Below are 23,755 nucleotides of genomic sequence, written 5' to 3' on the forward strand. Positions count from 1 at the left end.
CTTATGCCTCTAGTTCAGTTTCGAAAGCTTCTGCTGCAACTCGGCCAATTGCTTCTTGATGTCGTCCAGATCCTCTTTCGGCTCGGACTCGTCCTCTTTGTCGGGGCCAGACCAGTTGCCGGACAACCCGCCAGTCATCGCTTTTAGAAACGCCTGTTGCTGCGCCTGCATCGCCTCAAAACCCGGCATCTGAGACATCGGGTTCATGGCGTTCATGTTCTCCATCATCTTGCTTTGGCTTTCGCGCAGCATGTCGAACGAGCTTTGTAGGAATTGCGGCATCATGCCCCCACCCGGCACCATGTAGCTGCGCACCAGATCGTTCAGGACATTCACCGGCAGAACGTTCTCGCCCCGGCTTTCATGTTCGGCAATGATTTGCAAAAGGTACTGGCGGGTCAGGTCATCGCCCGTCTTCAGATCAATGATCTGAACTTCGCGCCCGTCGCGGATGAACCCCGCAATATCTTCGAGCGTCACGTAGTCGCTGGTCTCGGTGTTATACAGCCGGCGGCTGGCATAGCGCTTGATCAACAGCGGTTTTTCTTTGTCCGACACCTTGTACCCTCCCCAAGGATGATGCGTTGCAGCAGAGGTTATGCGACTGCAGCACAAAAAGAAAGGGCAGGTCAATCGACCTGCCCAACGCGATGGCACCTATAGGGAGGATAAGATGCTCGTCGCGGACGTTCTTACTTGGCAGCTGCGGCTTTCTTGGCAGCAGTCGTCACCTCAGAAGTCGCTTTCTTGACAGCTGCGGTTGCTTCTTCAGCAGCGTCTTTGCCAGCGGCCATCAGCAGCTCAACGGTTTCCGACTGAACTTTTTTCGCGATTTCAGCGAAAGCAGCCAGGTTTTCAGCAGCAACTTCGGCCGACGCGCTTGCGAAGTCGGTTGCGGCTTTTGCGTAGTCAGCAGGCTCGGCCTTTGCTTTCGACATCTCGGTCAGCTTGGCCAGGGTGTCCTTGGTCCATTTGTTCGAGATTTCAGCCGATTTCTCAGCCGCGTCCAGAGCAACGCCCGACAGCTTTTCGTTCAGCGCTGCGGTCGATTTGAAGGCACCTTCCATTGCGGTGGTGTCTACCGGAAACGCGCCCATGACGTCTTTCATGATCGCGGTGAAGTCTTGGGTCTTTGCCATTGTCCTAATCCTTTTCACCGAACCGGGCCCACCCCGGTTTCCATCGGCTTAAGGACAATATGATTTCTGCATCGCAGCATTTCAAGTTTTTTCTTGCTGCAATGCAGAAAAAATCAAGTTTCATTTTGAAATCAGCGATTTGCCTTGAGCAAAACATAGCTGCCAGGCGCCGGACACAGGCTCGGATGCTCCGAATCACCCGTTTCGCGCGCCGGAACCTGCTTGCCAGACCGTTTCTTCAGCCAAGCGCCCCACATCGGCCACCAGGATCCTTCGTGAAAGTCAGCGTCTTTCAACCAGGCGTCGGCATCCAATTTTAGATCAGGGTTGGTGTAGTGTCCGTATTTCTTCTTGCTGGGCGGGTTCACGATCCCGGCGATGTGGCCGGACTCTGACACGACAAACGTTTTGGACTTGGACCCCATCTGCTGAACACCGCGATAGCAGTCTTTCCAGCGGGCGATGTGGTCCGTCTCGCAGGTGATAGCCATGAGGGGGACATCCACATCCCTGACATGCAGCTTGTGGCCCAGCATCTCGAAGCCGTCACCCACGAATTCGTTGTACTGGCACAGGCCGCGCAGATACTGCACCGCCATCTTCCCCGGAAGGTTCGAGCCGTCGCCGTTCCAATACAGCAGGTCAAAGGCCGGAGGGGTCTCGCCCATCATATAGCTGCGGATCGCTGGCGTGTAGATGAGGTCGCGCGAACGCAGGAATGACATGGTGCGCCCAAGAATCCATGCGCGGAGGAGGCCATCCTTGGCGACCTGATCCTCGATCCCATCCACAAAGTCGTTTTGCAAAAACGGCGTGAATTCTCCTTGATCGCCAAAATCGGTCAGAGCCGTAAAGAAGGTCGCCGACTTGACCGATTTGTCCCCGCGCTGTTTGAGCAGTGACAGGGTCAGGCTGAGCGTCGTGCCCGCAATGCAATACCCAACGGCGTTGACCTGTTTTACTTTGCAGATCTTCTTGACCGTCTCGATCGCAGTCAGGAACCCATCCTGAATATAGTCTTCCATCCCCACATCGGCGTAGGTGGAGTCGGGATTTATCCAGCTGACGACAAACAGCGTGTACCCCTGCTCGGTCACCCATTTGATCAGGCTGTTCTGGGTTTTGAGGTCGAGAATGTAGAATTTGTTGATCCATGGCGGGAATAGAACGATGGGGGTTTCATGCACCGTCTCGGTTGCCGGTTTGTATTGGATCAGCTCCATCATACGGTTGCGATACACGACATCACCGGGGCTGGTCGCAATATTGACCCCAACCTCGAAAGCACTGTCATCGGCAAGCTTGACCACAAGCTCACCATCATTGGCCTCTAGGTCCGAGACGAGGTTCTCAAGCCCTTGGATCAGGGATTGCCCCTCGGTTTCGACAGCTTTCTCCAAGGCATCGGGGTTGGTTGCCAGAAAATTGGTGGGGGCCATCAGGTCAATGATCTGCTGCGAGAAATACTGAAGGCGCTGCTTGTCCTTCTCTTCAAGGTCCTCAACCGACGACACCGCCTGCGCGATCGCTTCGGCATTGGTCTGGTACTGCTGGCGGATCAAGCGAAAATAGGGGTTGGTGTCCCAAAGCGGGTTGGAAAAGCGTTTATCCTTGGGTTTGGGTTCGTCTTCATCGACTTCACCTGTGGTCAGGGCCTGCTGAGCCTCGGCAAAGTTCAAAACGGACTTGCCCCAGTATTCGATCTGCTGTTCCAGCAGTTTGGCAGGATTCTGCAAGGCGTCGGCCCAATAGGCCGTTGCCGCACGTGCATAAAGCTCTTGATTCGGGCCGTCCAATGCCGGGACATGAGACTTTTTCGAAGCCATGACTTCGATCAGGCGCTTGGAGAGAGCCTCAACCTTCTCCATATTTTCTTTAATGCGTTCAATATGTTCTTCGGTAACTTGGCCCGTATTGTCTTCACTTGTTGTCATTTTAACAATTCACCCCTACTCTCGCTGCTATGCAGAATAACGTCGCGGACGTTGGTCGACAAAGCGACGAATGGTCCGAACTCTTAGGTTGATACTCCGGAGGATCCTTCGATGCGCTACATGATGACCTACGATCTGATGGAAACCATGCGCAATACGAACCAATGGCTTGGTTCGACGGCAAATGCGATGGCCTCCTACCCGCTGTTTTCGATGGTTCCGAACCCGGCATTCAGCTGGATGGCCGCCTGGGGTGAAGTGACCGAGCGCACCTTTCAACGCATGGTCGCGAAGCCCGATTGGGGCATCCGGACGTTCACGTGTGAAGATGGCAAAGATCATCTGGTCGAAGTCACCTCGGTTCTGGAGCGTCCCTTTGGGGACCTTCTCCATTTCAAGGTAAACGGGCGCGAAACGCAACCTCGCAAGGTACTTTTGGTGGCTCCGATGTCCGGTCACTACGCCACATTGCTGCGCTCGACCGTCAAAAGCCTGTTGGTCAATTGCGAAGTTTACATCACCGATTGGCATAATGCGCGCGATATCCCCGTGTCCGCTGGCAAGTTCGATGTCGAGGATTACACCCTCTACCTTGTCGATTTTATGAAGGAACTTGGCCCGGACACCCATGTGGTCGCCGTGTGCCAACCTGCGCCGCTGACACTGGCCGCGACCGCCTATCTGGCGGAGGTCGAACCAAAGGCCCAACCCAGCACCCTGACACTGATCGGTGGCCCGGTCGATCCCGACGCTACGCCGACTGACGTGACCGACTTTGGCCGCCGCGTCACGATGGGCCAGTTGGAAGAGACCATGATCCAGCGCGTTGGTTTCAAATACAAAGGCGTGGGTCGGATGGTTTATCCCGGCCTGTTGCAGCTGGCTTCGTTCATGTCGATGAATGCCGAACGCCACTCCACAGCCTTCACGGATCAGATCCAGCGCGTTATGCGGGGGGAAGCCTCGGACCATGACGCCCATAACCGCTTCTACGATGAATACCTCGCTGTCATGGATATGCCAGCCGAGTTTTACCTCTCCACGGTCGAACGCATTTTCAAAAACCGCGAGATCGGGCGGAACGAATTTGTCGTCGCTGGGCACAAGGTGGATATGGGAAAAATCACCGATGTGGCCGTGAAAACCGTTGAAGGCGCGAATGACGATATCTCGGCCCCCGGACAATGTATCGCCGCGCTTGATCTGTGTACCGGTCTGCCGGACAGCAAGAAAGCAAGCCATGTCGAACCCGGTGCGGGGCATTACGGCATCTTCGCTGGCCGCAGCTGGCGCGACAATATCCGCCCACTGGTCATCGACTTCATGAACGAGAACAGCCGCAAACTGCGTCGTCGGGCGGCCAACAGCAACAAAGTCGCGTAAGGGCTTTGGCGTCAGAGTCTGACCTCACCTTTGTCTTGCGCCTGCAGGAAACTGACAGGCCGCATCACATCTGATGGTGCGCGTCTGGGTACCCATGCCGAATGTTTTTGCCACGACTGCCGTGCGGCCCAGCTTTACTTCGGCCAACCCGACCCGGCCCCCGGCCCGGTTGAGGTGTTTCAAATCGCCCCCGACGAGGCCACGATTGACAGCGGCGCCGAACATTTGGCGGCGATGTCACTAAGCCCGAAGGGTATGCTGCGATGGTATGCCAAATGCTGCAACTCATCCTTGGCTACGACACCACGCACCGCCAGATTTCCCTTTGTGGGGTTCATCGCATTGCGCATCGCCGATCGCGCACGACTTGGCCCGATCTCGACTCGTGGATTTGTGCCTCGGCCCAACGGCAAGCAAAAGCACGAAAATCTGGCTCCGGCGGCAATTGGGTTGCTTAGGCGCGTGATCAAATCAAGACTATCCGGCGGGTGGAAAAACACGCCGTTCTTTGATCCTGAGAGTTTTGAACCCGCCGTGACACCGACAGTGATCAGCAAAGAGGAACGCGCAGCGCTCTACCCTTAGGCCATGCGCAAGGGTTCATCCAGCCATGCTTGCATCAGGTCGATCACCTGCCCGGGCGCTTCCAGCGTTGGCAGATATCCAGCCGCGTCGATTATGTGCATCACTGCATTTGGGATCATGTCCGCCATGAAGGCATGCTTGCGCTCGGGCGTCAGCCGGTCATGTTTTCCACACAGGATCAGGCTGGGCGCTTTGATCCGGCGCAGCGTGCCCTGCTGATCCGCGCGCCTCTGTAGCGCACGCATCTGGGTAACAAACACCTCTGGGCCCAAGTCCAGTGCCATCGCCAGTAGGTCATTCAACACAGGGATGCGCTGCGTTCCCGGCGCCAGAGTGTCCGACCCCACAACCTGCCGCATCACCTCCTCAAGCCGACCAGCCTGCGCGCCGATGATCAGATCCTCCCGCGCGGCCGCGATCTGCGGTGTGTCGGCCTGCGCATCGGTTGAGATCAGGCACAGGCGCGACACCCGATCCGGGGCGCGACGGACAAGCTCCAACGCCACCACGCCTCCCAGCCCGTGCCCGGCCAGCGCGAACCGATGAGGCAGCTGATCCAGCAAATCCGAGGCGATCTCTTCGATCCGTTCCCCCCGGCTGATCGCCGAGACGACCACGGCGCCGCGGCGTGAAAAGGCATCAATTTGGGGATGAAACAGCCGGGCATCACACATCAAACCCGGCAACAACACCAGCGGCTCAATCAAGTGGGGCCTCCTTTTGCTCGGTTATCCGAGTCGTTCCTTCTCATCAGGATGGAAGGTTTGGATCAGCCCAGCAAGTGAATCTTTATGGATAGGCGATTCCTCGGAATGGCGGGAAGTCAGCATAGCGTTTCTGACGGGCTGAAAGCGTTTCGCCCGGCTCGGCCCCCGGTCGTAAAAGGCAACCTTTGGGTGCGATATAGCTGTCGATCCGGCGTTGAGGCTTTGGACGCCACACCAGATTGAATGCGCAGAGTTTCGGGAAAAACCAGATCTCGGAGTAGTCAAGATGATCATGCATCCACCAGCCCAAATCACGCCAGTCCCGCCCCTGCGCGTAGCGATCCGCAAACCAGGGGATCACGATAGATGCCCCAGCGACCCGCGCCTTGCCCTGCCCCCAATCCCAGATATGACACTCCAGCGGATTGTCGTTGCGCGCACAGTTAAGGCGGTTTTCGTTGCCAAAGGCATTCAAGGACGGCGACCGATAGCCCGAGCGCACCGCGACCCGGCCAAAGGTCTCCTCCAGCGGGTCCAGCAAAGTTTGGCAAAAGGCGCTGCCGGTTTCGATGGCCAGATCCGGGTTCTCAGGCAGGTTCTGTTTTTGATGGAAATTCCCGATCTCGGAGTACAGGAAATCGCGCATGAAGAAATGCCGGGACAGACGCACACGACCCAGCGTCTCAAGGCTCCACATGCTGCCCGGCTTGCGCATCTCTATGCTCTTGAAGGAGGGGTCATTCGATCCCCTGCGTTTTCAACCACGCCAATATCCCATTCACCGTCGGCTCTGTCTGGTCCGGAGACATCAGGCGACCGGCAATCACATGCGACATCGGATCATCTTCAGGCCCCATCGTGACAAGCTCAACCGTTGCTGGCGCACCCCAGGCCTCGGCCACCTTGTGGGTCTTGTCCGGGCGCACGACCTGATCATCATCCGAGAACCAGAACAGCGCTGGCACCAAAGCTTGCGAGAAATCAAGACCGTAGACCGTTTCGACCAGAACTGTCATCGGCACCACAGCCTCCCACGGATAAACGGCCGTCCAGTACTTGTTCTTTTCTGGATCTGGCCCGGATACATCTCGTTCCGGCCCCATCAACAATGGCAACCAATCCCGCGCCCACGGCAGACCGGGTATGAACGCCCCTGTCGAATTCACTCCGAAATTCGGCGACACAAACACCATTGCCGCGACATCTTCGCTGAGTGCCGGGTTCAAAGCCGCCGCCGCCGCCAGCGTGCCGCCGGTCGATGTCGAAATGACCACGACCTTTTCCCCAACGGCCTTGGCCGCCGCCAGCCCCTCGGCCATGTCCTGCATCCAGCCAGAGGCGGTCGCATCGCCCATCGCGGCCCCACTGCGCCCATGTCCTTGCAAGCGTGCATATACCAGATTGGCCCCCAGAGCATCAGCGACCCTATCTGGCACGGGGCGGATCTCTTCAGAACTGGCCGAGAAACCATGGACATATAGCACCGAATAGGGTGTCCGCTGCTCTTTGAATCCGTCCTGCCAGATCACACGTTTTTCGACACCGGGAACGATATCGTCAAACGCGGACTCCGTGCTTTCAAAATAGACCTGAACACCTTCGCCAAACTTGCGGGGGTCGAATTCGGGATCCAAGTTCACTTCTTCCCGCGGCCCGAACCAATAAATCAGGCCCCCGACTATAATCAGCGCCAGTATAATTCGCCCCAGCACCCATCCGAACCAGCGCATCACCCATCCCCCAAAACGTCGAGAACGGCTTTCTCGATCAAGCCAAGGCACGGCCCGTCCGAGAACCGATGATCCGCATCCTTGACCAGCAACAATCGCATATCCGGTCCGGTCGCATGCTCCAATAGGCGTACGGCTGTTTCAGTCGACACCGCCGTATCAGCCGTCCCCTGCAAAAAACGAACGGGAAACGGCAGATCCAACGCGTCCCGCAGAACCAGACGCTGCCGGCCATCCTCGATCATACGCTTTGTGATGATGTAAGGCTCCATATAGTCCGAGGGCAATTCCACATGCCCAACCTCCTCCAGCGCTGCCTTCTGCGCATCTGAGAAGGACGCCCAATAGCCGTCCTCGGTAAAATCCGGGGCTGCCGCGATGGTCACCATGCCAACAATTCGCTCCGGCAACGCCTTTGCCAGCAGCAGCGCCTGCCAACCGCCCATCGAGGACCCAACGACCACCAAAGGCCCCTCGGTCAAGGCACCCACCGCTGCCAGCGTGTCTTCGTGCCAATCTCCAATGCAGCCGTCTGTGAACGCCTCAGAGCTTTCTCCATGCCCGGAATAGTCAAACCGCAAGAACGCCTGCCCCCGTGCCTTCGACCAAGCCTCAAGATGAACGGCCTTGGTGCCCTCCATATCCGATTTCAAACCGCCCAGAAAAACAATGGTCGGACCGGCCCCTTCGCTCTTGTGATACGCCAACCGCCGCCCCTGCGCCGTTTCCAAAAAATCTGTTGCTGCCATGAAGCCCTCTTTGCTTTCCTGACATCATGCACGCCCCCCGCCCAAGTGCAATTCCGTGATCCTCCTTCATCTGGCTAAAAATACCTCGGGGAGCGCGAGGGGCTGGCCCCTCGCTCCCGCTCTTGACACAATCCCCACCACCTGCCAAAGCAGCCAGACGCAAATAACCCGCAACCGGGCGTTCAGTGGGCGCCAAACCGACGAGGAGAGCCGATATGGCCCTGGATTCAAAATCCGTCTCTCTCACCTTTCCTGATGGCAATGCACGTTCCTATGACGCAGGCGTCACGCCCGCGCAGGTGGCTTCCGATATCTCAACTTCGCTGGCGAAAAAGGCCATCTCAGCCACAGTGAATGGTCAGCACTGGGACCTGCAATGGCCCATCGATGCAGATGCCCAAATCGCCATCCACACAATGAAGGATGAAGCGCAGGCCAATGAGTTGATCCGCCACGATCTGGCGCATGTCATGGCCCGCGCCGTGCAGGAAATCTGGCCCGCGACCAAAGTCACCATCGGCCCCGTTATCGAAAACGGCTGGTACTATGACTTTGACCGCGAAGAGCCATTCACGCCCGAAGATCTCGGCCTCATCGAGAAAAAGATGAAAGAGATCATCAACAAGCGCGACCCCGTCACCACCGAGGTCTGGGAGCGTGACCGTGCGATCGAATTCTACAAGGCAAACAATGAGCCCTATAAGGTCGAGCTGATCGAAGCCATTCCGGGTGATGAGCCGCTGCGGATGTACTGGCACGGCCACTGGCAGGATCTGTGCCGCGGCCCGCACCTGCAACACACCGGTCAACTGCCGGGCGACGCCTTCAAGCTGATGAGCATTGCGGGCGCCTATTGGCGTGGCGACAGCGACCGCGCGATGTTGCAGCGCATCTATGGCGTAGCGTTCACGGGCAAGGAAAAGCTCAAAGCGCACCTGAACATGCTGGAGGAGGCCGCCAAGCGCGACCACCGCAAGCTAGGCCGCGAGATGAACCTGTATCACATGCAGGAAGAGGCTCCGGGTCAGGTGTTCTGGCATCCCAACGGCTGGAAAATCTACACCACACTGCAGGACTACATGCGCCGGATGCAGGACCGTGACGGCTATGTCGAGGTCAACACCCCGCAAGTCGTTGACCGCAAATTGTGGGAGGCCTCGGGCCACTGGGACAAGTACCAGGAAAACATGTTCATCGTTGAAGTCGACGAAGAGCATGCCCGCGAAAAGGCGATCAACGCGCTGAAGCCAATGAACTGCCCTTGCCACGTGCAGGTGTTCAATCAGGGCCTGAAATCCTATCGTGATCTGCCGCTGCGTATGGCCGAGTTTGGCTCCTGCGCGCGCTATGAGCCCTCGGGCGCGCTGCACGGGATTATGCGGGTGCGCGGCTTCACTCAGGACGACGGTCACATCTTCTGCGCAGAGGATCAGATCGAATCCGAGACCGCGAAGTTCATCGCCTTCCTGTCGAAGGTCTATGCCGACCTTGGCTTCCACGACTGGACTATCAAACTGTCCACCCGTCCGGAAAAGCGGATCGGCAGCGATGAAAGCTGGGATTTCGTCGAGAAAGCCTTGGGCGATGCCTGCAAGGCCGCTGGCTATGAGTATGAAGTCCTCGAAGGTGAAGGCGCATTCTACGGTCCGAAGCTGGAGTTCACTCTGACCGACGCCATCGGCCGGAACTGGCAATGCGGCACGCTTCAGGTCGACCCCAACTTGCCGGAACGACTAGATGCGAATTTCATCGGCGCGGACGGGTCTAAGCATCGTCCCTACATGCTGCACCGGGCTTGTCTTGGGTCGTTCGAACGGTTCATCGGCATTCTGATCGAAGAACACGCGGGCAAACTGCCGTTCTGGCTGGCGCCGCGGCAGGTCGTTGTGGCCTCGATCACCTCGGACGCGGATGACTATGTGGCCGAGGTTGTTGAAACGCTCCGCGCCGCTGGCGTCCGGGCCGAGGCGGATATCCGCAACGAAAAGATCAACTACAAGGTCCGCGAACACTCGGTCGGCAAGGTTCCGGTCATTCTGGCCGTAGGTCACCGCGAGGTGGATGATCGCACAGTCAGCGTCCGCCGCCTGGGCGAAAAACAGACGCAGGTTCAATCTCTTGAGACTGTAACAAATGAGCTATCCAAAGCAGCCACCCCACCGGACCTGCTGTAACATAAGTCAGTTTCTGACCCCTCATCCGGCCCTGAAATCGGGGCCGGATTGAAACATTTTCCATTTTTCAATTCAAAAACAATTTGTTAACCTGCAAGAGGGCATGACAATGCCTGACGCGCTTGTGAGACACGGCCTCGTGAATTTAACTGTGGCTCACTAGTCGTTACCTTTGTCATTGTCACAAGCAGACATACGCAGTCATCAAAAGGATTACCGAGATGTCGAACACAGCCAAATCCCTGGTTATCGCAACAGCAGTCGCAGCCGCCGTTTCGGGTGCAGCAACCACCGCCTCCGCACAAGCGAAAGAGAAATGCTATGGCGTTTCGCTGGCCGGTCAGAACGATTGCGCCGCAGGCCCCGGCACCACATGCGCGGGCACCTCGACCGTTGACTATCAGGGCAACGCCTGGACGCTGGTTGATGCAGGCACCTGCGCCGATATCGAACTGCCCGCACAGGCAGACGGCACCCCGCGCAAAGGTTCGCTGGAAGAACTTAACCGCGACCTGCCGGCATAATATCTGCCATACAAGATCCAAGGGGCGGGCCAATTCGCCCGCCCCTTTTCACGTGATCATAGGGAACTGACTTATGCTGGACGACGCACTCAGGTCGAACCGCCTGCCCGCAGCGCCGGGTGTTGGGTATAAACCGCAGCACTTTGCACAGATCCTTGAACACGCACAGCCCGTCGCATGGCTGGAAATCCATGCCGAGAACTACATGGGCGATGGTGGCCGCCCGCTGGCGCAACTGCGCCATCTGTCAGAACAATTCCCAATCTCGGTCCACGGTGTTGGCCTGTCCATCGGCGGCGAAGGCCCGCTGGATGCAGACCATCTGGCGCGATTGAAACATCTGGTCGGCTGGCTGAACCCGGCCAGCTTCTCTGAGCATCTGGCTTGGTCGACTCATGACAGCCACTTCCTGAACGACCTTCTGCCCCTGCCCTATACCGATGCCACTTTGACCCGCATCTGCGATCATATCGATCAGCTACAAGAGGTCGTCGGACGGCAAATGCTGCTCGAGAACCCCTCCAGCTATCTGGCGTTTGACGAAAGCACCTGGTCCGAGCCCGATTTCCTGCGCGAGGTTTCGAACCGAACCGGATGCGGGCTGTTGCTGGACGTGAACAACGTCTTTGTTTCCGCCACCAATCTGGACTTCTCACCTCAGGGCTATATCGACGCCTATCCGCTTGAAAAGGTTGGCGAGATTCACCTCGGCGGTCATGATGAAGATGAAGACGACCACGGCAAACCTCTGCTGATCGACAGCCACGGGCGCGAGGTCGTTGATCCGGTCTGGGCGCTTTTGGACTATGTTCTGGATCGATCGGGGCCCAAGCCGCTCTTGGTCGAGTGGGACACGGATGTCCCTGACTGGCCAGTCCTGCGAGACGAGGCCGTGCGCGCCCAAGTGGCACTGGAGCGGATCCCGGCATGAGCGTGTCGCAAACCCAGTTCCGCGCCGCGCTTCTGGACGCCTCTACCCCGGTCCCGGAGGGGTTGCTGGACTCCAAAAACCAACCCGCCGGCCGGAGGTTCAGCGTCTACCGCAACAATGTCGCCGTCTCTCTGACCGAGGCCATGCAGCAGGCCTTTCCCGTGATCACCAAGCTGCTGGGGCCGCAGAACATGGACGGCCTTTCCGGCATCTTCCTGCGCCAGCACCCGCCTACATCCCCCTTGATGATGTTCTATGGTGAGGAGTTTCCCGCCTTTGTCGCCGCAATGCCTCAGCTGTCCCATGTGGGTTACCTTGCCGACATGGCGCGGCTGGAACTTGCCCTGCGCCACTCCTACCACGCGGCAGACAGCACACCTGCGCCCGCCGATGCGCTGGCCGTTCCCCCCGAAGACGTGATGCGCGCGCGGCTGAGTTTTGCCCCGGCGATGCGGGTGATCCGGTCGGATTGGCCGATCCACGCGATCTGGCGCTACAATTCGGAAGCGGACGCCCCAAAACCGGTCCCTCAGGCCGAGGACGTTCTGGTCACCCGCCCCGAATATGATCCCGCCCCGCATCTATTGCCAAAAGGCGGCGCAGACTGGATCGCACATATGCAAGCGGGCGACACCATCGGCAGCGCGTTCGAAAAAACCGCTGCTGACACGCCCGACTTTGATCTTGGAACCACTCTGGCACTGCTTTTGCAAGGCGGTGCAATAACCTCTGTGACTATCGAAAGGCTGGAGTCATGACTGCGCTCATCTCAATCCACAACTCCGTTTTGGGAAAGGTGGACCATGCGTCCGGTTGGCTGACGCCAACCCTCGCCCGGCTCGTGTTTATCGCTGTATTGCTCGTCTACTACTGGAATTCGGCGATGCTGAAGATTGATGGGTCGATCTTCTCGCCATCCAGTGGTGCCTTTGGACAGATTTTTCCGAAAGCCGCCGAAGCCGTGCTTTGGGACGTCACGCAAATGACGTTCTTCCAGCGGATCGTGATCTTCCTTGGCACCGTGGCCGAGTTCGTCCTGCCCGCGCTGCTGCTGGTTGGTCTGTTCACGCGTCTGGCGGCGGTCGCAATGATCGGGTTTGTCTGGGTGCAAACTATTGTCGACGTGACCGGCCATGGCGTGAAACTCGGTAGCCTGTTCAATGCGGCGCCCGATCTGGTCGATCAGCGCACCATGTGGACCTTCCTGTTCCTGGTGATGGTCATCAATGGCGCAGGCCCGCTGTCTCTGGACCGCATCCTGCGCCTGAAATAAATCAGAAATGAGCCTTGGGTTCGTCCGGTTTTCCCGCGGCGAGCCCGAGCACCCCGGCCACTGCGGCAAAAGCGATTGGGAACATGGTGAAAACGCCGAAGCCAAACGCGTAGTACATCCCTGCAGCCGAGGCCAAGAGTAAGATCCCAGCAATCAACGCCCGCGCATGGGCCATGGCCCCGCCCGCAATTGCCAATAAAGGCGCAAGGATCGAGGCCGCTTGTATCAGGTCAGGGTTATCCACCTGCTCGGCAATCCCTTCGATATCGCCAAAATGCTTGATGGCTTCGACATAGCCATATCCGAAAAACCCAACAATCATACCGATCAAACCGGCGATGACGCCCAAAATCATGGCAGCGTTTCGCATGTATCTTCCTTTACAGTTCGTATCAGCAGATAGGTACGCGGCTACGCAACACCAAGAGAGGCCCGCGTTTCAGCGGTCCAGCCCAGAAACAACTCTCCGTCCTTTTCGATCAGAGGGCGTTTCATCAGCGTCGGGTGATCGGCCAGCAACTCCAACGGTGGCCGCGCGCGCTCGGTATCGTCCAATCCACGCCAGGTTGTTGACCGTGTATTGAGCAAAGCCTCGCCGAACGTGGCAAAAGCTTGCGAAAGGGTCTCGGCCGGAACTCCGTCCGCCCTGACATCCACAAGGGCCGCTTCTGGCAGCGATTTCAGCGCCTTACGGCACGTATCGCAGTTTTTCAAACCATATAGGCGCATTTTTGGGCTGCTCCTGCATTTGTAACTTTTTTATACAAACTGGTTGGTTCCCAGCGGTAATTCTTGATTTTTTACTTCACCGTGCAATGTTGAAAAAGACGAAACGTGCGTTTAGGACTGTATCTGACCCAGAAATCAGCCCGATACGCCATTTAGTCGACCAAAGCCCCCACCAATTTGTGGGACAATGCGCAAGTAGAAGGAGACACGGGACATGCCAACCGGCACCGTGAAATGGTTTAACACTACCAAAGGCTATGGGTTTATTGCCCCTGATGAGGGGGGCAAAGATGTGTTTGTTCATATCTCGGCCGTAGAACGATCCGGCCTCACCGGACTCGCAGACAATCAGAAAGTCTCGTACGAGTTGCAGGACGGGCGTGACGGCCGCCAGATGGCAGCTGATTTGAAGCCGTTGTAACTTCCACCCCGCCAGATGTGGGGTGTTTCCAATCAAGGCTGACGGCCAATTTCAGGCCGTCAGCCAAATATTCCCTAGAAATCGGCGTTACCCACGTGTCGATTTTTCGTTGGTGCGAACATGCCAGTCTTCGCCCATTGCCACGATGCAGGACGTTCCTGTTGCGTAAGTAACGACCATGGTCCAGTCGCCGCGGTCGCTGCTCCAGACCTCCATGATCTGCTCGGGTCCGCGCATGCCGGTTGCCACACGTTCGGCGCCGAATTGGCGGGTCAGTTTCTCTTGCAGCCGAGGGGTCGCTTCGCACAGGATTTCGGCTATGGGCGATTTGGCCTGCGTCGGTGACGCTAGCACAAGACATAATGGGATCAGGCGAAACAGATAAGTCATGAAGCCAATGTAACAGCTTCATGACAAAACGTATATACAAAAGATATGCTTCTGAGGATCAATCCTTGCGGATTACGTCCTCGAACTCACGCCATTCCCGCGCCGTCATGCCCGAGTTTTCCTGCGTCACAGTCTCACCTGCCAACATCCGACGCAGACTGTCGACCATTTGGGCCGAGAGGTTAACGGCACCCAGCCGATAATCCTCGAACGCCCTATAGGCGAAGGGCACCCAATCAGCGACGATCTTGCACATCATATCGGCATAAACCCGGATCTCGTATTGGGCATGCGGGTCAGCGCGCAGACGCAGGAAGTGGAACAGATTGTGCAGGTCCACTTTCCAATACCACTGCGTATAGATGTTTGCAGGCAGGTTCATCCGCGCCAGTTCACGCGCCAAACCTTGTTGCCCGTCCTGATTGATCATCGCCTCATAATTGTCATAACAGCGGGCGCTGTCGGCCTTGAGGATTTCCAGTACACGCGCGGCCTCTTCCCCTTCCAAGGCGGACCCTCGACCCTGGTTGTTGACCTCGGACTGCGCGGCCACGTGGTCAGGGGCGGGAATATAGAACTCACGGTCGAGAATCGAATAGCGCGCCGAGTATTCGTTCACATTGGCGGTCCGGTGGCGAATCCACTGGCGCGCGACGAAAACCGGCAGTTTTACGTGCAGCTTGATCTCGCACATCTCAAACGGGGTCGAATGCCAGTGACGCATCAGATAGCGGATCAGGCCCTCATCATTTTGCACGGATTTGGTGCCCTTGCCGTAGGACACGCGCGCCGCCTGACAAATGGCTGCATCGTCGCCCATATAGTCGATGACCCGGACAAAACCGTGGTCCAACACCTGATGGGCCGTGTACAGATGGTCTTCCATGCCCGGTGCAACAACGCGGCGAGTTGGATGCGATTGCGCGCGCTGCGCTTCGATCTCGGCCAGTTGGTCGACAGACAGAGGCATGAAATTATCCTTTCCAAGAATGAGTCGATGCCCACTATATATCGTCAACTCCACCACTGGAACCGCGATATCTGCCGTAAACGGCGCGAAGTTCGAAATCGTGTTCCCGGCCCCTCTCGACACCTCGCACAACCGCGCTAAGCTGCGCACCAAGCGAAGAAAAGGAGGAAGGCCAAGATGGGGCTGAGATATTTGCACACCATGGTCCGCGTGAAGGATCTTGAGAAATCAATGGCGTTCTATGAACTGCTAGGCCTGAAGGAAACGCGCCGCCACGAAAGCGAACAAGGCCGGTTCACGCTGATCTTCATGGCCCCTCCCGGGCAGGAGGATCGCCCGCTTGAGCTGACCTATAACTGGGACGGTGACGATGCGCTGCCGAGTGACAGTCGTCATTTCGGTCATCTCGCCTATGGTGTCGACAACATCTATGAGACCTGCCAGCACCTGCAGGACAATGGCGTCGTGATCAACCGCCCGCCTCGCGACGGTCGGATGGCGTTCATTCGCTCGCCCGACAACATCTCGGTGGAGCTGTTGCAGAACGGTGACGCACTTGAGCCCGCCGAGCCATGGAGCAGCATGGAGAGTACCGGGCACTGGTGATCCGCACTCTGACAGCACTGGGGTTGGCCGCGTTGGCCAGCCCCGCGCAGGCCGAAGACTGCCGGTTGGCCCTTTTGCTGGCGCTGGATATCTCGGTCTCCGTAGATCAGGCCGAGGATGCGCTGCAACGTCAGGGCCTTGCCGCCGCGATGCTCGCGCCCGAGGTTCAGGCCGCTTTTTTCTCGTCTCCCGCCCCTGTCGCGCTGGCCGTTTATGAATGGAGCGGCCGATCCACCCAGCACGTTGTCTTGCCCTGGAAGTTGATCGAAAACGACGGCGACCTGCTGGCCGCGGCAACCCGGATCAGCCAGTCCGAGCGGTCAGATTCTGGGTCTGCCACCGCCATGGGGCACGCGCTGGCATACGGGGCCACCATGCTAAAGGATGGTCCGGACTGCCTGTTTCAAACCATTGATCTCTCCGGAGACGGGGCGAACAATGATGGTTATGGCCCCAAAATCGCCTACAAGCATTTCCCTTTCGATGCTGTCACGGTGAACGGGTTGGTGATCAATGCCGCCGATTTCGAGGGCGAGTTGTTTCTGGCTCCATTCTTCCAGGAAAACGTCCTGCACGGACCAGGTGCTTTTCTTGAAATCGCGCAGGGATTTGAAGACTTTGAACGCGCTATGCGCCGCAAGCTGGAACGAGAATTGAGCGGCCTGCAACTGGGATCTCTGCAAGAAACAGGCCATAGATGACCCGGTTGCTCGCGCTTGTTGTTTGCCTTTTAGCAGGATCCGTTTCGGCGCAATGCCGTCAAGCTCTGGCGCTTGGGTTGGATGTGTCCGGCTCTGTCGACGTTCACGAGTACAGGTTGCAGATCGATGGTTTGGCTGCTGCGTTGCGGCGGCCTGAAATCCGCAAAATCATTTTGGCAAACCCGGCATATCCCGTTCGCCTGGCCGTGTTCGAGTGGAGCGAACCCGGCCATCAGCGCGTGCTTGTAAAATGGACCGAAATCCGCACCGAATCTGAACTAGGCAGGATCGCGGCGAGACTGGGCGACGTGACCCGCAGCGCCGCGCCGCAAGGTACAGCCGTGGGCGATGCGATGCTGTTTGGCGCGGACCTTTTGAGCCAACAACCGGAGTGTTGGAAGCGCACTCTGGATTTGTCCGGAGATGGGAAACACAATCTCGGCCTCCATCCACGTGCCGCCAAAGCACTGCTTCAGGATACTGGCATTACCATCAACGGTTTGGTGATCGGTGTCGACGACTCCAACTACGGCGACCAACGGGATGTCCAGATTGGAGAGCTGTCCGCCTACTACAACGCTTGGGTCATCCTTGGCCCTGATGCGTTTGTCGAGGTCGCACTGGGTTTTCAGGCCTATGAGGACGCCATGACCCGCAAACTGATCCGAGAGCTGCAAGGAATCATCCTATCCCAAGCCTCTGATCAGTAGATATAACGAATCTCGTCCGTCCAATAGCGTTCGACCCGACGCAGCGAAGTGGTGATATCCTCGATCCCCTCCACCCCCAGAACGCCGCGGTTCTGAAGTCCTTCGGCATGGCGCAGGAACAGCTCAGACACGATATCACGAATCTCGCGCCCCTGTGGCGTCAGGCGGACGCGGACCGAGCGCCGGTCAATCTCGCAGCGTTGGTGGTGCATATACCCCATCTCAACCAGTTTCTTGAGGTTGTAGCTGACATTGCTGCCTTGATAGTAGCCGCGGCTTTTCAATTCGCCCGCTGTCACCTCATGATCGCCGATGTTGAACAGCAAAAGCGCCTGAACCGCGTTGATTTCCAGCACGCCCACCCGTTCGAACTCATCCTTGATGACATCCAACAACAGACGATGCAGACGCTCGACCAGAGCGAGCGCCTCAAGATAACTGGTCATGAAGCCTTTGGCCCCCGACGCAGAGACCTGCATTTCCATACTCATCCGACCCTCCGATCCAGCCGTGTCGTTTCAGACACGATGACCTGAATTTCCGAAAAATCGGTTAAGTCTGATTTTCTTTATTTTTGAAACGTTTGCGCGATATCCGCGATCAGATCAGCGAAAGGATCGGGCGTATTCACCTGCCCTGTGACCCATTGATACAGGTCCTGATCGTTTTCCTTAAGCAGCGCGTCATACAAATCCAGCCCGGCCGCATCCATCGCGTTCAGGTTGCGTTCGGCATAAGCCGACAGGATCAGATCCATCTCTTTGATCCCCCGCCGCATAGAGCGCATCTGCAGGCGTTTGATCCGGACCTCGCGTGTTTCAGTCATTCTTGTCCTGCTCCAGCATCAAACGCAGTTTTTTTTCCAACCTGGCGGCCCGCTCCGCGCTGGCCCGCATCTCGCCACGAATGGCACGCAATTCGGCAACCGCGCCTGCCAGTTCCAGACTGGCTTCGCCCTCTTCTACCGGGGCCTCCATGCCCTCGCCTTCCCCGGTCAGCAGCCACATGATCGAGACATTGATCATGCCCGCCATCATCGACAAGCGATTGGCGCGCGGTTCGGACAGGTCGTTTTCCCAGGCCGCGATCGTCGCCTTCTTGACCCCCAGACGGCGTGCCAATTGTGACTGCGTCATCCCCGCCGCTTCGCGCGCCCCGGCCAGTCTGTCTCCGAACGTTGCTGCATCCGGTCCGTACCAGTCGGTTTCGTCGTTCATCGGGGTCTCCAATTCTGGTGTGTCATACAGCTTGATCGTCAATCGGGCGCACCCTATGACAGACAAGTTGAACATACAAACCGAGGCCGCTCATGAGTTTCCTGTCTGCGACATTGTCACGCGTAAAACCCTCTCCGACCGTCGCGATGACCGCAAAAGCGGCCGAGTTGAAAGCCGCCGGGCGCGATATCATCGCCCTGAGCGCAGGTGAGCCGGATTTCGATACGCCGCAGAACATCAAGGATGCAGCCGTCGCTGCCATCGCTGCGGGCAAGACAAAATACACCGCGCCCGATGGCATTGCAGAGCTGAAACAGGCGGCCTGTGCCAAGATGAAGCGCGATCACGGGCTGGACTATACGCCCGCGCAGATCTCGGTCGGAACGGGCGGTAAGCAGACGCTCTATAACGCGTTGATGGCGACAATGAACGAAGGCGATGAGGTTCTGATCCCCGCGCCTTATTGGGTCAGCTATCCCGATATGGTCCTGCTGGCGGGCGGAACGCCCGTTGTGGTCGAGACCACGTTGGAGAACAGCTTCAAGCTGACAGCCGAACAGCTTGAAACTGCGATCACGCCTAAAACCAAGTGGTTCATCTTCAACTCACCCTCGAATCCTACAGGAGCGGGCTACAGCTGGGCCGAGTTGAAAGCGCTGACCGACGTTCTGATGCGCCATCCGCATGTCTGGATCATGTCAGACGATATGTATGAACACCTCGCCTATGACGGGTTCGAATTCTGCACCCCTGCCGAGGTTGAGCCCGGCCTCTATGATCGCACGCTGACCTGCAATGGCGTCTCCAAAGCCTATGCGATGACCGGCTGGCGGATCGGCTATGCCGCCGGTCCGGTCGAGATCATTGCTGCTATGCGCAAGATCCAGTCTCAGTCCACGTCGAACCCTTGCTCGGTCAGTCAATGGGCGGCGGTTGAGGCGTTGAACGGCACACAGGACTTTCTGACCCCAAACAACGAGACGTTCAAACGCCGTCGCGATCTGGTCGTCGGCATGTTGAACGCCATCGACGGAATCACCTGCCCGACGCCCGAGGGCGCGTTTTACGTCTACCCCTCAATCGCGGGGCTGATTGGCAAGACCACGCCGCAAGGCACTGTGATCGACTCGGATGAGGCTTTTGCAACCGCTCTGCTAGAAGAACATGACGTTGCCGTCGTATTTGGTGCAGCCTTTGGCCTGTCGCCGAACTTCCGGGTCAGCTACGCGACCTCGGATGAGGCCTTGACCGAGGCCTGCACGCGTATCCAGCGTTTCTGTGCCTCGTTGACCTAAGCCGGAGCCACGCATGACCGCAGAGCTGCCAGAGTATTATTTCCGCGTCCGAGAAAACGGGGCCGTGGTGTTCAAGATCGACACCGAGAATCGGCAGCAGCGGATCGAGATGGATCAGATCGCGGTCATCAACATCCGCAACGGAGAGGTCAAGCCACATGGTCAACGCAGCCTGAAAGAGACTGACAGGGCCGAGATCGCTCGCTGGATGGACGCGCGCAAGGCCCTGCTGGCCCAGCGCGATATCGACGATATTCACCGGGCCGTCGACTACCTGAACCTGACCACGCAATGGGCGCAGTCCAAAGCCTCGGAGGAACAGCTTGAAGAGGTAACCGACCGGCTTTTGATGGCGATGCACGATCTGCGCTCGGTTCTGGTGCGCAAGAAAGCGGACCGGCTAAAAGGCGGCTGAGGGCTACTCGGCCGGTACGCCCACCTCGCGGACAGATCGCATCCAGAACCGTGCCATCAGCAGGACAGCCGCAAAGGCCAACCCGAGTACAAGGCCCATCCAGACGCCGATTCCGTCCATGCCCTGCACGAATCCGAAATAGTACGAGGCCGGGATTCCGATCACCCAATAGCTGAGGGCTGCCATGATCATCGGAACTTTTGCATCCTGCAACCCGCGCAGCAGGCCCAGCGCAATCACCTGCGCACCATCGACCAGCTGAAACAGGGCTGCCATGGCCAGAAGGCCCGTGCCAATCGCCAAAATTTCGCCGCGCTGTGCGTTGTCGGCCTCCATAAACAATGAGATCAGAGGCTCGGCACAGGTCAGGAAGAGTATGATCGTCAGGACAGACACGACCAGAGACATGCCGGTAACCGCAATCGCGCCACGCTCCAAATGCGCGCGATCGCGGCGGCCCAACGCATTGCCCGCGCGAATGGTCGCCGCGTTTGACAGGCCCAGATGCACCATGAAGGTCGCAGAAGCGAGGTTGAGGGCAATCCCATGCGCCGCTAGCGGCACCTGCCCCAGCCACCCCATCATGATCGCTGAGGTCGCAAATAGAGTTACTTCGGCAAGTGTGGTCAGGCCAATCGGAACGCCCAGCCGCAGAACCCGGCCAAACATATCCCAATCCGGGCGCCAGAAGCGTTGAAACAGACTGTGTTCCGGCAGCACCCGAACCGCATAGAGGACAACCGCAACCAGAGATACGATCTGAGTCACCACGGACGCAATCGCTGCCCCCATGACCCCAAGCTCGGGCGCGCCCCAATTGCCGAAGATCAATACATAATTCGTCACGCCATTCACGACCGCGGCGATCACGGTGATCCACAACACGATCTGAGTACGCTCCAACGCGGCCAGATAAGACTTCAGCACCATCACCAGCAGCGCAGGAAACAGCCCCCATCCTGCAACGCGAAGATATTCCGAGGCGGTCTGCGCCACCTGCGGCTCCTGTTTCAGGGCAATCAGGATGGGATAGGACCACCATAGCAGTGGCATCATCAGTGCGGCATAGAGCAGTGACAACCACAAGCCCATGCGGGTCGAGCGGCGGATGCTGGTCTCATCCTCTTCCGCCGCGGCCGTCGCCACCATGGGCATGACGGCCCAGCCAAATCCGGCCCCAAACAGGAACAACACAAAGTAGTAGCTGCTTGCCAGTGTCACTGCGGCCAGGGCCTCAACCCCGTACCAACCCAGCATCACCGTATCGGTCAGGCCAATTGCGAACTGCGCCAAATGCCCGCCAACCAGCGGCAGGCCAAGCACAGCGATCGCCCGGAAATGGGCGGGATATGTCATCACTTTCGTCATCTCGCCAGCCATAGGCCCGCGCCCTGCCCAAAATCAAGGCAGAAAAGAAAAACTCGATTTGAGACTTTAGATAGATGCCCACCAAAAGAAGAAGCCGTTGCAGGTTGGCACTCAACGGCTTCTTTCCACTTTGCGTTTTAGTTGGATTTGGCGTCCGGGTGCAGCGCCGTTCCCAGAATATGATCCGAGCGGTGAATCACATGATGCGCCTGACCGACGATCAGCGGATCAGGCTGTTCAACTATGGAGACGTCTTTGTCCGGATAATCCAGCGTCGACAGGAAATGGCGCATGCAGTTCAGGCGCGCGCGTTTCTTATCGTTGGATTTGACGATGGTCCATGGCGCGTCAGCGGTGTCGGTGTAGAAGAACATCGCCTCTTTCGCCTCGGTATAATCGTCCCACTTGTCTAGGCTCGCTTTGTCGATGGGCGACAGCTTCCACTGTTTCAGTGGATCGGTCTCGCGGCTCTTGAAACGGCGCTGCTGTTCTTCCTGCGTGACCGAGAACCAGTATTTGTAGAGGTTGATGCCCGAGCGCACCAACATCCGCTCCAGGTCCGGGGTCTGGCGCATGAACTCCAGATACTCGTTGGGATCGCAAAAGCCCATCACCCGCTCAACGCCGGCACGGTTGTACCAGGAGCGGTCGTAGAACACCATTTCGCCAACGGTGGGCAACTCCTGAATGTAGCGCTGGTAATACCACTGGCCTTTCTCCTCCCACGTCGGCTTGTTGAGCGCGACGACACGCGCCTGACGCGGGTTGAGGTGTTCCATGAAGCGCTTGATCGTACCACCCTTACCCGCAGCATCCCGCCCTTCGAACAACAACACGAACCGCTGACCGGTATCCTGAGCCCAATGCTGAACCTTCAGCAATTCGGCCTGCAGCTTGGCCTTCTGCGCCTCGTAATCCTTGCGCGCCATCTTGCGACCATAGGGGTACTTCCCGCTTTCGAACGCATGTCGAATCTTCTCGGCGCTGGGCACGGCCGGTTCGGGTGCAGGTGTGGGCACTACCTTGATGTTAACGGCTTCGGGTTTCTTCTGGGCGGTCGTTTCCATTCAGCTGTCCTCTTGTTGTTCTTGTCTTGAGAACGAGCTAGCAGAAAGCGCAAGATCCTGCGTTGATTGGGATCAAATTGGAACGAATTTCGACCAAAAACCGGGGGTTCCGCGACGAGCAGCCTAGCGATGCCCCCAATCATCGGGATTGTCGGAATTGTTGGGCGACAGCCCCAGCGCATCCCCCTTAGTCGAACAGCCCAAACCCAGAACCGTCCGGTTGGCGTAGTTGAAATAGGCGCAGACCTGGTTGATCTCGAGGATTTCTCCGTCGTCCCACCCGGCGTCGCGCAGGGCTGTGACATCGGCCTCGACCATGGCGCCGGGTGCTTCGGTCAACTTGCGCGCATAGTGCATCGCTGCGATCTGCGCCGCGTTCAAAGGCGCGGCCTCTGGATCGCCCGCCTCAATCGCCGCGCGGATCGCGTCACCCCTTGGCGGATCGGCCAGTAGGCGTTGCAGACCGTTGAAATGATGCTCGACGCAATAGGAACAGGTGTTCAACGCACTGACCCAAACGCCAAGCGTCTCCAGAAACCATTTGGGAATCGTGTTGGCCGAATGGTGCAGCACGTTTTTGTACAGCGTCATGTGGCCTTCCATCGAATGCGGGCGCAGGGAATGCGCCATCATGATGTTGTCCACATTATTGTCGGGCCCAGTCACCCGGTCATACAACTTTTTTAGCTTACCGGTCGCTTCCTGAAATGGCACGGTTTTGATCCAGCTCATTGAAA

General features: G+C 57.8%; 30 protein-coding genes. 13 read left to right on the forward strand and 17 right to left on the reverse strand.

What is annotated here, in order from left to right; all coding sequences use genetic code 11:
• Window positions 1–9: 9 nt before the first annotated feature.
• From phaR to ACR0J4_RS08800, 3 genes are all read right to left on the reverse strand, one after another.
• Window positions 10–558 carry a polyhydroxyalkanoate synthesis repressor PhaR gene (gene phaR, locus ACR0J4_RS08790; protein ID WP_170552879.1) on the reverse strand — a complete coding sequence of 183 codons (549 nt, stop codon included), beginning with the start codon at window positions 556–558 and terminating at the stop codon, window positions 10–12.
• A 134-nt stretch (window positions 559–692) separates the two neighbouring features.
• The gene (locus ACR0J4_RS08795) at window positions 693–1,139 is read right to left on the reverse strand and encodes a phasin family protein (protein WP_170374114.1); all 447 of its coding nucleotides are present in this window, start codon (window positions 1,137–1,139) and stop codon (window positions 693–695) included.
• A 131-nt stretch (window positions 1,140–1,270) separates the two neighbouring features.
• On the reverse strand, window positions 1,271–3,073 hold the full coding sequence (locus ACR0J4_RS08800) for a class I poly(R)-hydroxyalkanoic acid synthase (protein WP_170640895.1): 1,803 nt from the start codon (window positions 3,071–3,073) through the stop codon (window positions 1,271–1,273).
• Between the two features lie 111 nt (window positions 3,074–3,184).
• Here ACR0J4_RS08800 and phaZ point away from each other — a divergent pair, with 111 nt between their 5' ends.
• Window positions 3,185–4,456 (forward strand): polyhydroxyalkanoate depolymerase, encoded by a 1,272-nt coding sequence (gene phaZ / locus ACR0J4_RS08805; RefSeq protein WP_170640897.1) that lies wholly within the window; start codon window positions 3,185–3,187, stop codon window positions 4,454–4,456.
• A 30-nt stretch (window positions 4,457–4,486) separates the two neighbouring features.
• Window positions 4,487–5,041, forward strand: a complete 555-nt coding sequence (locus ACR0J4_RS08810; RefSeq protein WP_480668381.1) for a DUF6151 family protein — start codon at window positions 4,487–4,489, stop codon at window positions 5,039–5,041.
• Here ACR0J4_RS08810 and ACR0J4_RS08815 read toward each other — a convergent pair.
• The 4 genes from ACR0J4_RS08815 to ACR0J4_RS08830 form a co-directional block, all read right to left on the reverse strand.
• Window positions 5,038–5,748 carry an alpha/beta fold hydrolase gene (locus ACR0J4_RS08815; RefSeq protein ID WP_170640898.1) on the reverse strand — a complete coding sequence of 237 codons (711 nt, stop codon included), beginning with the start codon at window positions 5,746–5,748 and terminating at the stop codon, window positions 5,038–5,040. The two genes, ACR0J4_RS08810 and ACR0J4_RS08815, sit on opposite strands and share 4 nt — an antisense overlap.
• Window positions 5,749–5,830: 82 nt before the next feature.
• Complete coding sequence (locus tag ACR0J4_RS08820) at window positions 5,831–6,445, reverse strand: hypothetical protein (RefSeq protein WP_170641379.1); 615 nt, start codon at window positions 6,443–6,445, stop codon at window positions 5,831–5,833.
• 40 nt (window positions 6,446–6,485) lie between these two features.
• Window positions 6,486–7,478: an alpha/beta fold hydrolase gene (locus tag ACR0J4_RS08825; protein ID WP_170640900.1), complete on the reverse strand. Its 993-nt coding sequence runs from the start codon at window positions 7,476–7,478 to the stop codon at window positions 6,486–6,488.
• Entirely contained in the window at window positions 7,478–8,227 is a 750-nt protein-coding gene (locus ACR0J4_RS08830; protein WP_170374120.1) for an alpha/beta fold hydrolase, read from the reverse strand. Before ACR0J4_RS08830 ends, ACR0J4_RS08825 begins: the two co-directional genes overlap by 1 nt.
• A 215-nt stretch (window positions 8,228–8,442) precedes the next feature.
• Here ACR0J4_RS08830 and thrS point away from each other — a divergent pair, with 215 nt between their 5' ends.
• From thrS to ACR0J4_RS08855, 5 genes are all read left to right on the forward strand, one after another.
• Window positions 8,443–10,401 carry a threonine--tRNA ligase gene (gene thrS / locus ACR0J4_RS08835; protein WP_170552862.1) on the forward strand — a complete coding sequence of 653 codons (1,959 nt, stop codon included), beginning with the start codon at window positions 8,443–8,445 and terminating at the stop codon, window positions 10,399–10,401.
• Between the two features lie 221 nt (window positions 10,402–10,622).
• On the forward strand, window positions 10,623–10,925 hold the full coding sequence (locus ACR0J4_RS08840; RefSeq protein ID WP_170374122.1) for a BufA1 family periplasmic bufferin-type metallophore: 303 nt from the start codon (window positions 10,623–10,625) through the stop codon (window positions 10,923–10,925).
• Window positions 10,926–10,998: 73 nt separating this feature from the next.
• Complete coding sequence (bufB, locus tag ACR0J4_RS08845; protein ID WP_170640902.1) at window positions 10,999–11,856, forward strand: MNIO family bufferin maturase; 858 nt, start codon at window positions 10,999–11,001, stop codon at window positions 11,854–11,856.
• Complete coding sequence (locus ACR0J4_RS08850) at window positions 11,853–12,614, forward strand: HvfC/BufC family peptide modification chaperone (RefSeq protein WP_170640904.1); 762 nt, start codon at window positions 11,853–11,855, stop codon at window positions 12,612–12,614. Before bufB ends, ACR0J4_RS08850 begins: the two co-directional genes overlap by 4 nt.
• Window positions 12,611–13,129: a DoxX family protein gene (locus tag ACR0J4_RS08855; protein ID WP_170459064.1), complete on the forward strand. Its 519-nt coding sequence runs from the start codon at window positions 12,611–12,613 to the stop codon at window positions 13,127–13,129. Before ACR0J4_RS08850 ends, ACR0J4_RS08855 begins: the two co-directional genes overlap by 4 nt.
• Before the next feature lies 1 nt (window position 13,130).
• Here ACR0J4_RS08855 and ACR0J4_RS08860 read toward each other — a convergent pair whose 3' ends face one another.
• Window positions 13,131–13,499, reverse strand: coding sequence for a hypothetical protein (locus ACR0J4_RS08860; protein WP_170459066.1), 369 nt, complete (start codon window positions 13,497–13,499; stop codon window positions 13,131–13,133).
• Window positions 13,500–13,540: 41 nt separating this feature from the next.
• Entirely contained in the window at window positions 13,541–13,858 is a 318-nt protein-coding gene (locus ACR0J4_RS08865; protein ID WP_170552844.1) for an ArsC/Spx/MgsR family protein, read from the reverse strand.
• 214 nt (window positions 13,859–14,072) lie between these two features.
• Here ACR0J4_RS08865 and ACR0J4_RS08870 point away from each other — a divergent pair, with 214 nt between their 5' ends.
• The gene (locus ACR0J4_RS08870) at window positions 14,073–14,279 is read left to right on the forward strand and encodes a cold-shock protein (protein WP_008758035.1); all 207 of its coding nucleotides are present in this window, start codon (window positions 14,073–14,075) and stop codon (window positions 14,277–14,279) included.
• A gap of 87 nt (window positions 14,280–14,366) precedes the next feature.
• Here ACR0J4_RS08870 and ACR0J4_RS08875 read toward each other — a convergent pair whose 3' ends face one another.
• A complete protein-coding gene (locus ACR0J4_RS08875; RefSeq protein ID WP_170747374.1) occupies window positions 14,367–14,669 on the reverse strand; it encodes a hypothetical protein in 303 nt (100 codons plus the stop codon).
• A 58-nt stretch (window positions 14,670–14,727) separates the two neighbouring features.
• Window positions 14,728–15,639, reverse strand: coding sequence for an FAD-dependent thymidylate synthase (gene thyX, locus ACR0J4_RS08880; protein WP_170639505.1), 912 nt, complete (start codon window positions 15,637–15,639; stop codon window positions 14,728–14,730).
• A 177-nt stretch (window positions 15,640–15,816) separates the two neighbouring features.
• Here thyX and ACR0J4_RS08885 point away from each other — a divergent pair, with 177 nt between their 5' ends.
• From ACR0J4_RS08885 to ACR0J4_RS08895, 3 genes are read left to right on the forward strand one after another with little or no spacing between them, the layout of a single operon-like run.
• Window positions 15,817–16,245, forward strand: a complete 429-nt coding sequence (locus tag ACR0J4_RS08885; protein WP_170374130.1) for a VOC family protein — start codon at window positions 15,817–15,819, stop codon at window positions 16,243–16,245.
• Window positions 16,212–16,946, forward strand: a complete 735-nt coding sequence (locus tag ACR0J4_RS08890; protein ID WP_170640908.1) for a DUF1194 domain-containing protein — start codon at window positions 16,212–16,214, stop codon at window positions 16,944–16,946. The genes ACR0J4_RS08885 and ACR0J4_RS08890 overlap by 34 nt, the downstream gene beginning before the upstream one ends.
• On the forward strand, window positions 16,943–17,656 hold the full coding sequence (locus ACR0J4_RS08895) for a DUF1194 domain-containing protein (RefSeq protein WP_170640910.1): 714 nt from the start codon (window positions 16,943–16,945) through the stop codon (window positions 17,654–17,656). Before ACR0J4_RS08890 ends, ACR0J4_RS08895 begins: the two co-directional genes overlap by 4 nt.
• Here the strand turns inward: ACR0J4_RS08895 and ACR0J4_RS08900 are convergent.
• From ACR0J4_RS08900 to ACR0J4_RS08910, 3 genes are all read right to left on the reverse strand, one after another.
• Window positions 17,650–18,147 (reverse strand): winged helix DNA-binding protein, encoded by a 498-nt coding sequence (locus ACR0J4_RS08900; protein WP_170640912.1) that lies wholly within the window; start codon window positions 18,145–18,147, stop codon window positions 17,650–17,652. The genes ACR0J4_RS08895 and ACR0J4_RS08900 overlap by 7 nt on opposite strands.
• A gap of 77 nt (window positions 18,148–18,224) precedes the next feature.
• Complete coding sequence (locus tag ACR0J4_RS08905; protein WP_170640914.1) at window positions 18,225–18,482, reverse strand: succinate dehydrogenase assembly factor 2; 258 nt, start codon at window positions 18,480–18,482, stop codon at window positions 18,225–18,227.
• Window positions 18,475–18,873 (reverse strand): helix-turn-helix transcriptional regulator, encoded by a 399-nt coding sequence (locus tag ACR0J4_RS08910; RefSeq protein WP_170459087.1) that lies wholly within the window; start codon window positions 18,871–18,873, stop codon window positions 18,475–18,477. Before ACR0J4_RS08910 ends, ACR0J4_RS08905 begins: the two co-directional genes overlap by 8 nt.
• Window positions 18,874–18,965: 92 nt before the next feature.
• Here ACR0J4_RS08910 and ACR0J4_RS08915 point away from each other — a divergent pair, with 92 nt between their 5' ends.
• Entirely contained in the window at window positions 18,966–20,168 is a 1,203-nt protein-coding gene (locus ACR0J4_RS08915; protein WP_170640916.1) for a pyridoxal phosphate-dependent aminotransferase, read from the forward strand.
• A gap of 13 nt (window positions 20,169–20,181) precedes the next feature.
• Window positions 20,182–20,583: a hypothetical protein gene (locus ACR0J4_RS08920; protein ID WP_170640918.1), complete on the forward strand. Its 402-nt coding sequence runs from the start codon at window positions 20,182–20,184 to the stop codon at window positions 20,581–20,583.
• Between the two features lie 3 nt (window positions 20,584–20,586).
• Here the strand turns inward: ACR0J4_RS08920 and ACR0J4_RS08925 are convergent, their stop codons facing one another.
• From ACR0J4_RS08925 to ACR0J4_RS08935, 3 genes are all read right to left on the reverse strand, one after another.
• Complete coding sequence (locus ACR0J4_RS08925; protein ID WP_170641381.1) at window positions 20,587–21,951, reverse strand: MATE family efflux transporter; 1,365 nt, start codon at window positions 21,949–21,951, stop codon at window positions 20,587–20,589.
• A 137-nt stretch (window positions 21,952–22,088) separates the two neighbouring features.
• Entirely contained in the window at window positions 22,089–23,018 is a 930-nt protein-coding gene (ppk2, locus tag ACR0J4_RS08930) for a polyphosphate kinase 2 (RefSeq protein ID WP_170640920.1), read from the reverse strand.
• Window positions 23,019–23,141: 123 nt separating this feature from the next.
• Entirely contained in the window at window positions 23,142–23,750 is a 609-nt protein-coding gene (locus tag ACR0J4_RS08935; RefSeq protein WP_170640922.1) for a peroxidase-related enzyme, read from the reverse strand.
• Window positions 23,751–23,755 lie beyond the last annotated feature (5 nt).

It is taken from the genome of Ruegeria sp. B10, from assembly GCF_056539825.1.

Excerpts from the sequence above, each read along its gene's own strand:
- ACR0J4_RS08795 (WP_170374114.1), bottom strand. The coding sequence starts at position 1,139 with ATGGCAAAGACCCAAGACTTCACCGCGATCATGAAAGACGTCATGGGC.
- ACR0J4_RS08800 (WP_170640895.1), bottom strand. The coding sequence starts at position 3,073 with ATGACAACAAGTGAAGACAATACGGGCCAAGTTACCGAAGAACATATT.
- phaZ (WP_170640897.1), top strand. The coding sequence starts at position 3,185 with ATGCGCTACATGATGACCTACGATCTGATGGAAACCATGCGCAATACG.
- ACR0J4_RS08820 (WP_170641379.1), bottom strand. The coding sequence starts at position 6,445 with ATGTGGAGCCTTGAGACGCTGGGTCGTGTGCGTCTGTCCCGGCATTTC.
- ACR0J4_RS08825 (WP_170640900.1), bottom strand. The coding sequence starts at position 7,478 with ATGCGCTGGTTCGGATGGGTGCTGGGGCGAATTATACTGGCGCTGATT.
- ACR0J4_RS08830 (WP_170374120.1), bottom strand. The coding sequence starts at position 8,227 with ATGGCAGCAACAGATTTTTTGGAAACGGCGCAGGGGCGGCGGTTGGCG.
- thrS (WP_170552862.1), top strand. The coding sequence starts at position 8,443 with ATGGCCCTGGATTCAAAATCCGTCTCTCTCACCTTTCCTGATGGCAAT.
- ACR0J4_RS08840 (WP_170374122.1), top strand. The coding sequence starts at position 10,623 with ATGTCGAACACAGCCAAATCCCTGGTTATCGCAACAGCAGTCGCAGCC.
- bufB (WP_170640902.1), top strand. The coding sequence starts at position 10,999 with ATGCTGGACGACGCACTCAGGTCGAACCGCCTGCCCGCAGCGCCGGGT.
- ACR0J4_RS08850 (WP_170640904.1), top strand. The coding sequence starts at position 11,853 with ATGAGCGTGTCGCAAACCCAGTTCCGCGCCGCGCTTCTGGACGCCTCT.
- ACR0J4_RS08855 (WP_170459064.1), top strand. The coding sequence starts at position 12,611 with ATGACTGCGCTCATCTCAATCCACAACTCCGTTTTGGGAAAGGTGGAC.
- ACR0J4_RS08860 (WP_170459066.1), bottom strand. The coding sequence starts at position 13,499 with ATGCGAAACGCTGCCATGATTTTGGGCGTCATCGCCGGTTTGATCGGT.
- ACR0J4_RS08865 (WP_170552844.1), bottom strand. The coding sequence starts at position 13,858 with ATGCGCCTATATGGTTTGAAAAACTGCGATACGTGCCGTAAGGCGCTG.
- ACR0J4_RS08870 (WP_008758035.1), top strand. The coding sequence starts at position 14,073 with ATGCCAACCGGCACCGTGAAATGGTTTAACACTACCAAAGGCTATGGG.
- ACR0J4_RS08875 (WP_170747374.1), bottom strand. The coding sequence starts at position 14,669 with ATGACTTATCTGTTTCGCCTGATCCCATTATGTCTTGTGCTAGCGTCA.
- thyX (WP_170639505.1), bottom strand. The coding sequence starts at position 15,639 with ATGCCTCTGTCTGTCGACCAACTGGCCGAGATCGAAGCGCAGCGCGCG.
- ACR0J4_RS08885 (WP_170374130.1), top strand. The coding sequence starts at position 15,817 with ATGGGGCTGAGATATTTGCACACCATGGTCCGCGTGAAGGATCTTGAG.
- ACR0J4_RS08890 (WP_170640908.1), top strand. The coding sequence starts at position 16,212 with ATGGAGCAGCATGGAGAGTACCGGGCACTGGTGATCCGCACTCTGACA.
- ACR0J4_RS08895 (WP_170640910.1), top strand. The coding sequence starts at position 16,943 with ATGACCCGGTTGCTCGCGCTTGTTGTTTGCCTTTTAGCAGGATCCGTT.
- ACR0J4_RS08900 (WP_170640912.1), bottom strand. The coding sequence starts at position 18,147 with ATGAGTATGGAAATGCAGGTCTCTGCGTCGGGGGCCAAAGGCTTCATG.
- ACR0J4_RS08905 (WP_170640914.1), bottom strand. The coding sequence starts at position 18,482 with ATGACTGAAACACGCGAGGTCCGGATCAAACGCCTGCAGATGCGCTCT.
- ACR0J4_RS08910 (WP_170459087.1), bottom strand. The coding sequence starts at position 18,873 with ATGAACGACGAAACCGACTGGTACGGACCGGATGCAGCAACGTTCGGA.
- ACR0J4_RS08915 (WP_170640916.1), top strand. The coding sequence starts at position 18,966 with ATGAGTTTCCTGTCTGCGACATTGTCACGCGTAAAACCCTCTCCGACC.
- ACR0J4_RS08920 (WP_170640918.1), top strand. The coding sequence starts at position 20,182 with ATGACCGCAGAGCTGCCAGAGTATTATTTCCGCGTCCGAGAAAACGGG.
- ACR0J4_RS08925 (WP_170641381.1), bottom strand. The coding sequence starts at position 21,951 with ATGACGAAAGTGATGACATATCCCGCCCATTTCCGGGCGATCGCTGTG.
- ppk2 (WP_170640920.1), bottom strand. The coding sequence starts at position 23,018 with ATGGAAACGACCGCCCAGAAGAAACCCGAAGCCGTTAACATCAAGGTA.
- ACR0J4_RS08935 (WP_170640922.1), bottom strand. The coding sequence starts at position 23,750 with ATGAGCTGGATCAAAACCGTGCCATTTCAGGAAGCGACCGGTAAGCTA.